The organism is Roseomonas sp. TF40 (assembly GCF_057219975.1).
Genome location: NZ_JBXVVR010000010.1, coordinates 57822 through 71094 on the forward strand (window position 1 = coordinate 57822; position 13273 = coordinate 71094).

A 13273-nucleotide genomic window follows, 5' to 3' on the forward strand; every position below is an offset into this window, starting at 1 on the left:
CCTCACTCGGGCCGCCCCCGCCCGCCACAGGAGATAGACGATGAGCAAGGTTATCGGGATCGACCTCGGGACCACCAATTCCTGCGTCGCCATCATGGAAGGCAAGGACGTCAAGGTCCTCGAGAACGCGGAGGGCACGCGCACCACGCCCTCGATGGTCGCCTTCGCGAAGAATGGCGAGCGCCTGGTCGGCCAGTCCGCCAAGCGCCAGGCGGTCACCAACCCGAACAACACCCTCTATGCCGTCAAGCGCCTCATCGGCCGCCGCTTCGACGACCCGATGGTGAAGAAGGACATCTCCCTCGTCCCCTACACCATCACCCGCGCCGACAATGGCGATGCCTGGGTCGAGGTGGATGGCAAGAAGTTCGCCCCCCAGCAGATCAGCGCCAATGTGCTGACCAAGATGAAGGAGACGGCCGAGGCCTATCTCGGCGAGAAGGTCTCCCAGGCCGTCATCACCGTCCCCGCCTATTTCAACGACGCCCAGCGCCAGGCGACCAAGGAGGCCGGCGCGATCGCGGGGCTCGAGGTGCTGCGCATCATCAATGAGCCGACGGCCGCCGCGCTCGCCTATGGCATGGACCAGAAGAAGGGCGGCACCATCGCGGTCTATGACCTCGGCGGCGGCACCTTCGACGTCTCCGTGCTCGAGATCGGCGACGGCGTGTTCGAGGTGAAGTCCACGAATGGCGACACCTTCCTGGGTGGCGAGGATTTCGACGCGCGCATCATCGACTACCTCGCGGATGAGTTCCGCAAGGAGCAGGGCATCGATCTGCGCGGCGACAAGCTCGCTTTGCAGCGCCTGAAGGAAGCGGCGGAGAAGGCGAAGATCGAGCTGTCCAGCTCGAAGCAGACCGAGATCAACCTGCCCTTCATCACCGCCGATGCGAGCGGGCCGAAGCATCTGGTGATGCAGCTGACGCGCGCGAAGCTCGAGGCGCTGGTGGATGACCTCATCCAGAAGACGCTCGAGCCCTGCAAGCAGGCGCTGAAGGATGCGGGCCTGGCGGCGAATGAGATCGACGAGGTGATCCTGGTGGGCGGCATGACCCGCATGCCCAAGGTCATCGAGCTGGTGAAGCAGTTCTTCGGCAAGGAGCCGGCGCGCAACGTCAACCCCGATGAGGTGGTCGCCATCGGCGCGGCGATCCAGGGCGGCGTGCTCAAGGGGGACGTGAAGGACGTGCTGCTGCTGGACGTCACGCCGCTCTCCCTCGGCATCGAGACGCTGGGCGGGGTGTTCACGCGCCTGATCGACCGCAACACGACGATCCCGACCAAGAAGAGCCAGGTCTTCTCGACGGCGGACGACAACCAGAGCGCGGTCACCATCAAGGTGTTCCAGGGTGAGCGCGAGATGGCGGCGGACAACAAGCTGCTCGGCCAGTTCGACCTGCAGGGCATCCCGCCCGCGCCGCGCGGCGTGCCGCAGGTGGAGGTGACCTTCGACATCGACGCGAACGGCATCGTGAGCGTCAGCGCGAAGGACAAGGCGACGGGCAAGGAGCAGCAGGTGCGCATCCAGGCCAAGTCGGGCCTCTCGGATGCCGATATCGAGCGGATGGTGCGCGACGCCGAGGCGAATGCCGAGAGCGACAAGCAGCGCCGCGCGGCGGTGGAGGCCCGCAACGGCCTCGACGCGCTGGTGCACGCCACGGAAAAGACCATCCGCGAGAATGGCGAGAAGATCCCGGCCGCCGAGAAGGCCGAGGTCGAGGCCGCGATCGTGGCGGCGCGTAGCGCGATGGAGGGCCAGGACCTCGAGGCCATCCAGAAGGCGAATGAGAACCTCTCCCAGCTCGCGATGAAGATGGGTGAGGCGCTCTACAAGGCACAGGCCGCGGCCGAGGGCGCGGCGCCGGGCGGCACCGGGCCGGGCGGCAAGCCGGACGACAAGGTGGTCGACGCCGAGTTCGAGGAAGTCGACCCGACCAAGAAGAAGCCCTCCTGATCGGGCGTCTGCGTCCTGGGCGTCGGCCCGGCTCCCCGTGTGGAGCCGGGCTTGCGCCCGTTCCGTAGCCCCAGCAGCGGGGATTTACCGGCGCGATGGCGAAACGAGATTACTACGAGACCCTGGGCGTGGCCCGGGACGCGAGCGAGGAGGACCTGAAGAAGGCCTACCGCAAGCTCGCCATGCAGTACCACCCGGACCGCAACCAGGGCGACAAGGCGGCGGAGGGCAAGTTCAAGGAATTGAACGAGGCCTACGACATCCTCAAGGATTCCGAGAAGCGCGCCGCCTATGACCGCTATGGCCACGCGGCCTTCGAACAGGGCGGCGGCGGCGGGCCGGGCGGCTTCCAGGGGGGCGGCAACCCCTTCGGCGGCGCCTTCGAGGACATCTTCGAGGAGATGTTCGGCGGCCTGCGCGGCGGCCGCGGCCGGGCGCCGGCCGGGCGGGGCGAGGATCTGCGCACCCAGGTCGAGGTGACGCTCGAGGAAGCCTTCGCGGGGGCGAAGAAGACCATCCGCGTCGCCTCCACCGTGAGCTGCGAGGCCTGCAAGGGCACCGGCGCGGAAGGCCCCGCGGCGCAGGCGGCGACCACCTGCCCGACCTGCAACGGCGCGGGCAAGGTGCGCGCGCAGCAGGGCTTCTTCCTGATCGAGCGCACCTGCCCCACCTGCGGCGGCTCGGGCCGGACCATCAAGAATCCCTGCAAGGTCTGCGCCGGCCAGGGCCGGGTGCAGCGCGACCGCACGCTGGCCGTGACCATCCCCGCGGGGGTGGAGGACGGCACGCGCATCCGCCTCTCCGGGGAGGGCAATGCGGGCATGCGGGGCGCGCCGGCGGGCGATCTCTACGTCGACATCACGGTGAAGCAGCACGCCATCTTCCAGCGGGATGGCGCGAACATCTTCGTGCGCGTGCCGCTCCGCATGACCCAGGCGGCACTCGGTGGCGCGGTGGAGGTGCCGACCATCGATGGCGCGCGCAACAAGGTGACGATCCCGGCCGGCACCCAGGCGGGCGACCAGTTCCGCCTGCGCGGCAAGGGCTTCTCCGTGCTCCGCTCGGCGGCGCGGGGCGACATGTATGTGCAGGTCGCCGTCGAGACGCCGCAGAACCTGACCAAGCGGCAGCAGGAGCTGCTGGCCGAGTTCGAGCGCGAATGCGAGAAGACCGGCCGCTCCTCCCCCGAGAGCGAAGGCTTCTTCGCCAAGGTGAAGGAGTTCTGGGACGGGCTGGGGCGGTAACGGCTACAGCCCCGCCAGCAAACCCTTGGACACCTCCAGACGCCCTTCATGGGCCGTCGAAAGAGGAAGGCAGAGGGCTGGTGTCGTTGCGACAGGCGGGCCGAGGCGTTTCGTGCTGTCGGCGCGATGGACCGGGTCGATCTTCACCCTTGTCCGCGCGATGCCGAGGGTGCGCGCCACCGGCGCCATCGGCCAGCACTGCGGCTTCTTGCCGTGGATTCAATGAGTTATGGGGTGCGCTGTGTTCATGAGGCCGCAGCGCGCCCCAGGCCTTTCCAGCACCCCCCTCGTCACGTCGAGTGCATGCTCCCTCACTGCCACGGCGTGCGCTGCCAGATCGCCTGGTAGCGCGCGAGCTGCGCTGGCATCTGCGCCTCCCACGCCGGACCGCGCAGGAAGGCCATGGCGAGTTCCAGCTGCCGGACCTTCTCCGCCCATTCGGGGGTCGCGATGACCTTCGCGATCGCATCCTCCAGCCGGCGCGCGATCTCCTCGGGGATGCCCCGCGGCGCGCCCAGCCCGCGCTCGCTGCTCATCAGCACATCGTAGCCGGACTCGCGGAAGGTGGGCACGTCGGGCATCAGCTCCCAGCGCTGCTCGCCCATCCCGGCGATGGCGCGCAGCAAGGGGTTCTGCTCGCCCAGCATGCCGATCTCGCCGAGGTTCAGGCCGGCGACGTCGATCTGCCGCCCCAGCACGGCGTTGCGCGTCGGTCCCGCGCCCGCGAAGGGCACATGGATGAACTCGGTGCCCGACGCGGCCTCGAACAGGGTCAGGCCGAGATGGTCGTCGGTGCCGATGCCGGAGGAGCCGACGCTGATCGTGCCGGGGCGGCGCTTCGCCGCCTCCACCAGATCCGCCAGCGTGCGATAGGGCGAGTCGCGATGCACCACGAAGGCGCTCGGATCATCGACGATGCGCGCGATCAGGCGGATCTGCGCGCGGTCGTAGCGCACGCGGCGCTGAACGCCGAGCGAGAGGTAGCCCGGCGTGTTGATGGTGCCGAGCGTGTAGCCATCCGGGCGCCCGCCCTGCAGCGCGACATAGGCGGTCTCGCCGCCGGCGCCGGGCCGGTTGGAGACGACGAAGTTCGCACCCGGCAGCTCCGCCTGGAGGAACTGCGCCAGCGCCCGGACCATCACATCCGTGCCGCCGCCTGGCGCGAAGCCGACGATCACCTCGATGGGGCGCGCGGCGGGCCAGGCGGGCTGCGCCAGCGCCGGTGCGGCCAGCGTGCCGAGGCCGGCGGCGAGAAGGCCGCGGCGCGTGGGAAGGGCGGACGGGCTCATGTTTCACTCTCCGATGGAAAAGGTTGCGCGGCGGGGCGTCGCGCCCTGGCCACGCTTCGGTGCGAAGTCTCAGGCCGCGGCGCGCAGCCCGCCGGGCACCACGATGGCGCCCGGCAGCGCGGGCAGGCGGCCGGCGAGGACGGCGACGATGCTCTCGGCGGCACCGGTGGACATGCCGACCGCGCCGCGCGGCGTGTTGGCGGCCAGATGCGGCGTCGGCAGCACGCGCGGATGGCGGCGCAGCGGGCTGGCCTCGTCGAGCGGTTCCTTCGCGAAGACATCCAGCCCGGCCCAGGCGAGGTGCCCGCTCTCGAGCGCGGCGAGCAGCGCGGCCTCATCCACGATGCCGCCGCGCGCCGTATGGACCAGGACGGCGCCGCGCGGCAGCAGCGCGATCTCGGCCGCGCCGATCATGCCGCGCGTCGTCGCATCCAGCGGGCAGTGCAGCGACAGCACCTCCGCGCGCGCGAGCAAGGCGGGGAGCTCCATGATCCGCTCGCCTGGGCCCGGCAGCGGGCCGGCGGGCAGCAGCGGGTCATAGGCGGCGACGCGCATGCCGAAGGCGTCGGCGAGGCGCGCGACCTTCGACCCGATCGCGCCATAGCCGACGATGCCGAGCGCCACGCCCTCCACGTCGCGCGTCATGCGGGCGGTCTTCTCCCACCGCCCCGCGCGCATGCCTTCGGTGACGGCGGGAAGGTCCTTCAGCGCCGCGAGCATCAGCGCCATGGCGTGCTCGGCGACCGAGCGCGCGTTGGCGCCCGCGGCCCGCGTCACCGTCAGGCCGCGCGCCTCGGCGGCGGCGAGGTCGATGCCATCCACCCCGGCGCCATGCCGCGCGATGGCGCGCAGCGCGGGGGCGGCCGCATCCATCACCGCGCCGGTGATCAGCCCCTGGCGATGCAGCAGCGCCACGGGCCGGTGCTGCGCGATCGCCGCGAGCAACTCGGCTTCCGAGGGATAGGCGGAGGTGCAGGGCACGGCATAGCCCGCCGCCTCCAGGATCGCGACCGCCTCCGGCGCGAGCGAGGCGGCGGTGACGAGGATGGCGGGCTTCGCGGCGGCGTCGGGCATGGGATCGATCCTTGCGGCGGACATCAGTCGAGGCCTTCGCAGCCCAGGCGGCGCAGCGTGGCGTCCACCCAGGAGGCGTCATGCGTGCCGGCCGCGATGTTCGCCAACTGGCGGGCCTCGGCCGCGGCCTTCTTCGCGGCGGCCTCATGGATCGTCTCCACCGCGGCGAAGGGGACGCAGAGCAGGCCGTCCTCGTCGCCGAGGATGAGGTCGCCGGGCTCGATCACCATGCCGTCGATGGCGATGGGCACGTTGATCTCCCCGGGGCCGTCCTTGTAGGGGCCGCGATGCGTGGTGCCGGCCGCGAAGACCGGGAAGGGCTGCGCGCGGATCGCGGCGGCGTCGCGGATGGCGCCGTTGATGACGATGCCGCCCAGGCCGCGCCGGGCCATCTGCGCCAGCATCAACTCGCCGATCAGCGCGTTGGTGAGGTCGCCGCCCGCATCCACGACGATGACGTCGCCGGGTTCCGCGATGGCCAGGGCCTTGTGCACCATCAGGTTGTCGCCGGGCCGCGTCTTCACCGTGAAGGCGGGGCCGGCGAGCCCGCCGCCGCCATGCATCGGGCGCAGCCGCGGGCCGCCGGCGGTCATGCGGGACATGACGTCGCTGACATTGGCGACGGGCAGGTCGCGGAAGCGGGCGACCACCGAAGGCGCGACGCGCCGGGGGGCGGGCAGGATCCTGAAGCCGATGGGCATGGTGGCTCTCCTCGGGGCGGGTCGGTCGCGATGCAGTAGTACGAAACCGGATTTCATTCTTTCCAGGGGCGGCGGGACCACAGGGCCTTCAGCGCCGCCTCGCCGCCCAGCGCCGCCTCGCGATAGGCGGTGCCGACCAGGGGCTTGAGCGGCAGCCCGGCGCGGGCGGCCGCCTCGGGCCAGGCCGGGTCGGCGAAGGTGGCCGCGAAGGCCTCCTCCAGCGCCATGCGGATGGCGTCGGGCAGGCCCGGCGGGGCGAAGATGCCGCGCCCGGCGGAGAAGACGACATCCACCCCGGCCTCGCGATAGGTGGCGATCTCCGGCGCCGTCGGGTCGCGCATCGCGGCGGCCAAGGCGAGGCCGCGGATGGCGCGGTCGCGCAGCAGGGGCAGGGCCTCACTGATGTTGAAGGCGCCGATTTCCAGCTGCCCGCCGAGCAGCGGCACGAGCAACTGCGAGGTGCCGTTGAAGGGCACGTGGTTCAGCCGCACGCCGGCGGCCTCCTCCAGCAGCAGCATCGCGATGTGGTCGTCCCCGCCGATGCCCGCCGTGCCGTAGGCGAGGTCGCCCGGCCGGCGCCGTGCCGCGGCGAGCAGCTCCGGCAGGTCGCGCAGCGGGCTGTCGGCGCGGACGAAGAGACCGCAGGGATCCTCGACCACCTGGGCGATGTAGGTCAGCTCGGCGGGGCGCCAGCGCACCGGGCGCTCGATCGGCTGGCTGAGCACGGTCGGCGTCGCGCAGGCGCCGAGGGTGAAGCCGTCCGGCGCGGCGGTGGCCACCGCCTCCGTCCCCAGCTGGCCGCCGGCGCCGGCGCGGTTCGAGACGACAACCCGCGCGCCGGGCAGCTTCGCGGCCAGGAAGGGCGCGACGGTGCGCGCCATGGCGTCCATGCCGCCGCCCGGCGCGAAGGGCACGATGATCTCGATCGGTCGCCCGGCGGGCCAGGCGCGCTGGGCGAGGGCCGGGGTGGCCAGGGCGAGGCCCGCGCCGAGCAGGGCGGCGCGGCGGCCGAGATGCGGTCCGGGCATGCTGGTGGTCTCCTTCCCCACGCCGAGGCATTGCTTGACAGGCTCCGGCTGGGTTTCGGTATAACGAAACGTCGTTTTGAAAATCAAGTCCCGATGCCACGGGCTTGCCAAGGGAAGGAAGCGCCCCCCATGCCGCGCCGCCGCCAGATCCTCCGCTCCGGTCTTGCCGCCCTGCCGCTCGCCCTCGCGGGCGCGCCTCGCCTGGGCCTCGCCCAGGGGAGCCAGGCTGGCGAGACCTTCCCCAACCGTCCGATCCGCCTGGTGGTGGCCTGGGCGCCGGGCGGGGCGGTGGACACCATCGCGCGACGCCTCGCACCCAAGCTCTCCGAGGGCCTCGGCCGGCCTGTGGTGGTCGAGAACAAGTCGGGCGCGACCGGCACGATCGGCGCCGCCGAGGTCGCCCGCGCCGCGCCGGACGGGCACACGCTGCTGGCGATGGACAACACCTATGCGATGCTGCCCTACCTCTTCCAGCGCCTGCCCTTCGACCACGCCGGCGCCTTCCGCCCGGTCACGGTCAGCGCCTTCTCGCCGGTGATGATCGCGGTGCACCGCGACGCGCCCTGGCGCGACCTGGCCGGGCTGATCGCGGCGGCGCAGCGCGAGCCGGAGAAGATCACCTACGGCACGGGCGGCATCGGCAGCGCGCCGCACTTCGCCACCGCCGCCTTCAGCCAGGCCGCCGGCATCCGCATGCTGCACGTGCCCTTCCGCGGCGCCGGCGAGGCGGTGACCAGCGTGCTCTCCCGCCAGGTGGATGTGGTGATGGTCTCGCTCGGCTCGGCGCTCGGCCAGGTGCAGGGCGGCGGCCTTCGCGTGCTCGCGATGAGCGGCGCGCAGCGCACGCCGGTGCTGCCGCAGGTGCCGACCTTCCGCGAGGCGGGCCTGCCGAATCTAGGCCCGAATGGCGAGGGCGTGGTGAACTGGTCGGGCCTTGCCGCGCCCGCCGGCACGCCCGATGCCGTGGTGGCGCGGCTTCACGCGGAGGTCGCCCGGGCCCTGCAGGCGCAGGACATGCGCGACTTCCTCGCCTCGCTCGCCTCCGAGCCCGGCGGCATGCCGCCCGCCGCCTTCGCCGCGCTGCTGACCGAGGAGACCGCGCGCTGGCGCGTCGTCGCCGAGACCAGCGGCATCGAGCGGCAATGATGCCCTTCTTCGCCCCGCCCCCGCGCCGCGGGACCGAGGTCTTCACCCGCCTGCCCGACCGCTTCCGCAAGCCGCGCGCAACGTCATGGGCGCGGTGGAATCGCGGCGGGCGGGAGATCGACAGCTTCCTCGAAGGCCCCTGCTTCGACGCCGCGGGCCGGCTCTACGTCACCGACATCCCCTTCGGCCGCATCTTCCGCATCGCGCCGGACGGGGCGTGGGAGCAGGTGGCCGAGTATGATGGCTGGCCGAACGGGCTGAAGGTGGCGGCGGACGGCTCGCTGCTCGTCACCGACTACAAGCGCGGGTTGCTGCGCGTCGACCCGGCCACCGGCGCCATCGCGCCGCTGCTGGAAACCGCGCGCAGCGAGGGCTTCAAGGGGCTGAACGACCTCTGCCTCGGCGCCGATGGCAGCATTTTCTTCACCGACCAGGGCCAGACAGGCCTGCACGACCCGACAGGGCGCGTCTGGCGCCTGCACCCCGACGGGCGGCTCGACCAACTGATCGGCACGGTGCCGAGCCCGAACGGCATCGTCGTCGCACCTGACCTCTCGCATCTGCTGGTCGCCGTCACCCGCGCCAACCAGGTCTGGCGCCTGCCGCTGCATGGCGACGGGGCGGTGACGAAGGCGGGCATCTTCCTGCACCTGCATGGCGGTCCCGGCGGGCCGGACGGCCTGGCCTGGGCGCCGGACGGGCAGTTGCTGGTGGCGCATACCGGTGTGGGCACCGTATGGCGGATCAACGCGCGGGCGGAGCCGACGCTCGCCCTGACCTCCTGCGCCGGCGCCTCAACGACCAATCTCTGCCTCGGCGGGGCGGACGGATGCGACCTTTTCATCACCGAGAGCGAGACCGGAAGCATCCTGCGCGCCCGGCTGGATCCGGGCTAGAAGGAAACGGGCAGCCGGAGGCAGGCATGGCGGAGAAGGCGATACGACGACCGGCGCTGGAAGGTGTGGCCTCGGCGGACCGCGCGCTGACGGTGCTCTCGGCCTTCCGCAAGGGGGATCGCAGCCTCTCCCTCGCCGAACTGGCCGAGCGGACGGGGCTGGTGAAGAGCACGATCATGCGGCTTGCCATCTCGCTCGAGGCGCATGGCTTCCTGGCGCGCGAGGGCGATGGCGCCTATCGGCTGGATGCGGAAGTGCTGCGGCTCGGCACGATCTACACGCAATCCTTCCGCCTGGAGGCGCATGTCGTGCCGGTGCTGGAGGAACTCGTCGCGCGAACCGGCGAGACGGCGGCCTTCTACGTGCGTCGCGGCGAACAGCGGCTCTGCCTGTTCCGTGTGGACAGCCCGCACCTGCTGCGGATGCATGTGCGGGTCGGAGACGCGCTGCCGCTCGACAGTTCGGCCATCGCGCAGGTGCTGCGCGCCTTCACGCCGCGGCCCCTGCCCGCCTATGTGGCGACGCTCGACCTGCCGATCGTCACCATGGGCGCGACGGATCCGCATACGGGCTCCATGGCCGTGCCGGTCTTCGGGCCGGGCGAGGCGCTTGCCGGCGCGCTCGCCCTGTCCGCGCCGGTGATCCGCTGGACGCCGGAGGCGTTGGCGGCGGCGCGGCCGATTCTCATCGAGGCCGCCGGCACGCTGACCCGCCGGATCGGCGGCGAGAGGCCCGAATTGCCGCGCGCGGCCGCGGAATAGGCCGCCGGCGACCTGGCTTCGACAGATCAGGCGCCGAAGGTGATCCCCTCCTTCTTGTACATCTCCTTCACCAGCCGCAGGACGGTGCCGATCTCGGGCGAGCGGTCGCCCTTGCGCGTGCTCATGATGACCGGTGCCACGGCGCCGGGTTCGTCGAGCCGCCGATAGACCACATTGTCGCGGCGCAGGCGCTCCACGGCGGCGGGCACGATGCAGACGCCCGTATCGGCGGCGACAAGGCCAAGCGCCGTCTGCAGCTCCCGCACCTCATGCACCGCCTGCGGCTTGATGTTCCGTTCCCGGAACAGCGCCAGCACCTGGTCGGCGTAGCTTGGCCGCGGCGCCTTCGGATAGACGACAAGCGGATCGCCGGCCAGTTCCTCGAGCTTCAGCAGGCCGGTGCGCGATGACAGCCGATGCGTCAGGGGCAGCGCCACGCAAAGTGTCTCGTTGCGCAGCAGCGTGCGCTCGATCAGCTGATCGTTGAAGGTGATGCGTCCGAAGCCGATATCGATGCGCCCCTCCTTCAGCGCGGCCACCTGCTCGATCGTCGTCATCTCGAGCAGCGTCAGTTCGACACCGGGCCGGGCCGCGCGGTAGCGCCGGATGACCTCCGGCAGGTAGCCGTACAGCGTGGAGGCCACGAAGCCGATGCCGAGCAGCGTGCGCTCGGCCTGGCGCATGCGCGCGGCGATCGCCTTGATCTCGTCCATGCGGTCGAGCACCTGCACCGCCTGCTCGAACAGGATGCGCCCGGCATCGGTCAGCGCGAGCGGCCGACTCGCGCGATCCAGCAGCAGGACGCCGAACTCATCCTCAAGCTGCTGGATCGCCCGGCTCAGCGGGGGCTGGGCGATGTGCAGCTTCTCGGCGGCCCGGGTGAAGTTCCGCTCGCGCGCCACGGCAACGAAGTAGCGGAGCTGGCGCGAGTCCATGGCGATACCTCCCCGGTATTGTTCCGACCTTTTTAGTCTTGGAATTGCGTTACGGAAAGGCGGCATCTGAACAGGACGGAGGAACACAATGTCCAGGGATGCCAGCCAGAAAAGGGCTTTCGACCCGGCCCGCGGGATGCGGGGCTGAGGCGCGCCATGGTGATCTGTCTCTGCAACGGCCTGAGCAATACCCGGATCGAGCAGGCGATCCGCCAGGGCGCACGCCGGCCGCGCGACGTCCAGGTGCAATGCGGCTGCCGTCCCCAATGCGGCCGCTGCGTCCGCGACATCCTCGGCGTCATCCGTGACGCCGCCCAGACCCTTTCCGCCAAGCAAGACCGATAGGAGACGCCCGATGCTCGACAGCGTGCAGACCACGGTGGACACCGCGCTCGAGGACGACGCCGACAAGGGCGTCTTCCGCGTGGCGCGCGACATCTTCACCGACCCCGAGCTCTTCGAGCTCGAGATGAAGCACATCTTCGAAGGCAACTGGATCTACCTGGCGCATGAGAGCCAGATCCCCAACAACAACGACTTCTTCACGACCTGGATGGGCCGGCAGCCCATCTTCATCGCGCGCAACCGCCAGGGCGAGCTGAACGCCTTCGTCAATGCGTGCAGCCATCGTGGCGCGATGCTCTGCCGCCACAAGCGCGGCAACAAATCCACCTACACCTGCCCCTTCCATGGCTGGACCTTCAACAATTCCGGCAAGCTGCTGAAGGTGAAGGACCCCGAGGGCGCGGGCTATCCCGAGACCTTCAACAAGGGCGGCAGCCACGACCTGACGAAGGTCGCGCGCTTCGAGAGCTATCGCGGCTTCCTCTTCGGCAGCCTGAACCCGGATGTGAAGCCGCTGGTCGAGCATCTCGGCGAGGCCGCGAAGATCATCGACCTGATCGTGGACCAGTCGCCGGACGGGCTGGAGGTGCTGCGTGGCTCCTCCACCTATGTCTATGACGGGAACTGGAAGCTGCAGACCGAGAACGGCGCGGATGGCTACCACGTCACCGCCGTGCACTGGAACTACGCGGCGACGACCAGCCGCCGCAAGGAAGCCGAGCGCGAGGACAAGACGCGGGCGATGAGCGCCGGCGGCTGGGCCAAGCAGGGCGGCGGCTTCTACTCCTTCGAGCACGGACATTTGCTGCTCTGGACGAACTGGGCGAACCCCGAGGATCGGCCGAACTGGGACCGGCGCGGTGAACTCGCCGCGCAGTTCGGCCAGGCGCGCGCGGATTGGATGGTGGGGCGCAGCCGCAACCTCTGTCTCTATCCCAATGTCTACCTGATGGATCAGTTCTCTTCGCAGATCCGCACCTACCGGCCGATCGCGGTCGATAAGACCGAGGTGACGATCTACTGCATCGCGCCGAAGGGCGAGGCGCCGGAAGCGCGCGCGCGCCGCATCCGCCAGTATGAGGATTTCTTCAACGCCTCCGGCATGGCGACGCCCGACGACCTCGAGGAATTCCGCGCCTGCCAGTTCTCCATGAACGCCCGCGCCGCGCGCTGGAACGACATGACGCGCGGCGCCGCGCACTGGATCAACGGTCCGGACGAGGCGGCGGCGTCGATCGGCCTGCAGCCCGTGATGAGCGGCGTGAAGACCGAGGACGAAGGCCTCTTCGTCGTGCAGCACAAATACTGGCAGGAGGCGATGCAGCGTGCGCTCGCCGCCGAGACCAAGGCGTGAGGGAGCCCATCGCCATGTCCGCCGTGATCGACGCACCGACCCGCAGCTTCACCCGCGCCGAGGCGGAGGCCTTCCTCTACCGCGAGGCCCGCGCCCTGGACGACAAGGACTGGGATTCCTGGCTCGCCCATTACGCGCCGGACGCCGAGTTCTGGATGCCCTCCTGGGATGACGACGACCGCCTGACCGACGACCCGCAGACCGAGATCTCGCTGATCTGGTACGGCGACCGCGGGGGCCTCGAGGACCGCGTCTTCCGCATCCGTACGGAGCGCAGCAGCGCGACCTCGCTGCCGGAACCGCGCACCAGCCACAACATCAGCAATGTGGAAATCCTGGAGCAGGCGGGCGGCCTGGTGAAGCTGCGCTTCAACTGGGTGACCTACAGCTTCCGCTACAGGACGACCGACACCTATTTCGGCACGTCCTTCTACACCATCGACACGACGTGCGAGTGGCCGCTGATCCGCGCCAAGAAGGTGGTGCTGAAGAACGACTACATCCACCACGTCGTCGACGTCTACCACGTCTGAGCCCGGTGCC

13 protein-coding genes are annotated in these 13273 nt (G+C 70.5%); 8 read left to right on the forward strand and 5 right to left on the reverse strand.

What is annotated here, in order from left to right:
- Positions 1-40: 40 nt before the first annotated feature.
- Together dnaK and dnaJ are read left to right on the forward strand one after the other, a co-directional pair.
- A complete protein-coding gene (gene dnaK, locus AC2D9U_RS22105; RefSeq protein WP_484753258.1) occupies positions 41-1957 on the forward strand; it encodes a molecular chaperone DnaK in 1917 nt (638 codons plus the stop codon).
- A gap of 95 nt (positions 1958-2052) precedes the next feature.
- The gene (dnaJ, locus tag AC2D9U_RS22110; RefSeq protein ID WP_484753260.1) at positions 2053-3201 is read left to right on the forward strand and encodes a molecular chaperone DnaJ; all 1149 of its coding nucleotides are present in this window, start codon (positions 2053-2055) and stop codon (positions 3199-3201) included.
- Positions 3202-3512: 311 nt separating this feature from the next.
- On the opposite strand, the gene AC2D9U_RS22115 is transcribed toward dnaJ, so the two are convergent.
- The 4 genes from AC2D9U_RS22115 to AC2D9U_RS22130 all read right to left on the reverse strand — a co-directional run bounded on the left by AC2D9U_RS22115 (position 3513) and on the right by AC2D9U_RS22130 (position 7293).
- A complete protein-coding gene (locus AC2D9U_RS22115) occupies positions 3513-4490 on the reverse strand; it encodes a tripartite tricarboxylate transporter substrate binding protein (RefSeq protein WP_484753262.1) in 978 nt (325 codons plus the stop codon).
- Positions 4491-4559: 69 nt separating this feature from the next.
- Positions 4560-5564 carry a hydroxyacid dehydrogenase gene (locus AC2D9U_RS22120; protein WP_484753264.1) on the reverse strand — a complete coding sequence of 335 codons (1005 nt, stop codon included), beginning with the start codon at positions 5562-5564 and terminating at the stop codon, positions 4560-4562.
- Between the two features lie 23 nt (positions 5565-5587).
- Entirely contained in the window at positions 5588-6265 is a 678-nt protein-coding gene (locus AC2D9U_RS22125; protein WP_484753266.1) for an RraA family protein, read from the reverse strand.
- Between the two features lie 53 nt (positions 6266-6318).
- Entirely contained in the window at positions 6319-7293 is a 975-nt protein-coding gene (locus AC2D9U_RS22130) for a tripartite tricarboxylate transporter substrate binding protein (RefSeq protein WP_484753268.1), read from the reverse strand.
- 129 nt (positions 7294-7422) lie between these two features.
- Here AC2D9U_RS22130 and AC2D9U_RS22135 point away from each other — a divergent pair, with 129 nt between their 5' ends.
- The 3 genes from AC2D9U_RS22135 to AC2D9U_RS22145 are packed head-to-tail and all read left to right on the forward strand — an operon-like array spanning position 7423 to position 10096.
- Positions 7423-8439: a Bug family tripartite tricarboxylate transporter substrate binding protein gene (locus AC2D9U_RS22135; protein ID WP_484753270.1), complete on the forward strand. Its 1017-nt coding sequence runs from the start codon at positions 7423-7425 to the stop codon at positions 8437-8439.
- Positions 8439-9335 carry an SMP-30/gluconolactonase/LRE family protein gene (locus tag AC2D9U_RS22140; protein WP_484753272.1) on the forward strand — a complete coding sequence of 299 codons (897 nt, stop codon included), beginning with the start codon at positions 8439-8441 and terminating at the stop codon, positions 9333-9335. The genes AC2D9U_RS22135 and AC2D9U_RS22140 overlap by 1 nt, the downstream gene beginning before the upstream one ends.
- A 26-nt stretch (positions 9336-9361) precedes the next feature.
- Positions 9362-10096, forward strand: coding sequence for an IclR family transcriptional regulator (locus AC2D9U_RS22145; RefSeq protein WP_484753274.1), 735 nt, complete (start codon positions 9362-9364; stop codon positions 10094-10096).
- A 26-nt stretch (positions 10097-10122) separates the two neighbouring features.
- Here AC2D9U_RS22145 and AC2D9U_RS22150 read toward each other — a convergent pair whose 3' ends face one another.
- Positions 10123-11031 (reverse strand): LysR substrate-binding domain-containing protein, encoded by a 909-nt coding sequence (locus AC2D9U_RS22150; RefSeq protein ID WP_484753277.1) that lies wholly within the window; start codon positions 11029-11031, stop codon positions 10123-10125.
- A gap of 156 nt (positions 11032-11187) precedes the next feature.
- On the opposite strand from AC2D9U_RS22150, the gene AC2D9U_RS22155 reads away from it, so the two are divergent.
- From AC2D9U_RS22155 to benB, 3 genes are read left to right on the forward strand one after another with little or no spacing between them, the layout of a single operon-like run.
- The gene (locus tag AC2D9U_RS22155) at positions 11188-11376 is read left to right on the forward strand and encodes a (2Fe-2S)-binding protein (RefSeq protein WP_484753280.1); all 189 of its coding nucleotides are present in this window, start codon (positions 11188-11190) and stop codon (positions 11374-11376) included.
- 10 nt (positions 11377-11386) lie between these two features.
- Entirely contained in the window at positions 11387-12730 is a 1344-nt protein-coding gene (benA, locus tag AC2D9U_RS22160) for a benzoate 1,2-dioxygenase large subunit (RefSeq protein ID WP_484753283.1), read from the forward strand.
- Between the two features lie 14 nt (positions 12731-12744).
- Positions 12745-13263 carry a benzoate 1,2-dioxygenase small subunit gene (benB, locus tag AC2D9U_RS22165; RefSeq protein ID WP_484753285.1) on the forward strand — a complete coding sequence of 173 codons (519 nt, stop codon included), beginning with the start codon at positions 12745-12747 and terminating at the stop codon, positions 13261-13263.
- Positions 13264-13273: the final 10 nt, after the last annotated feature.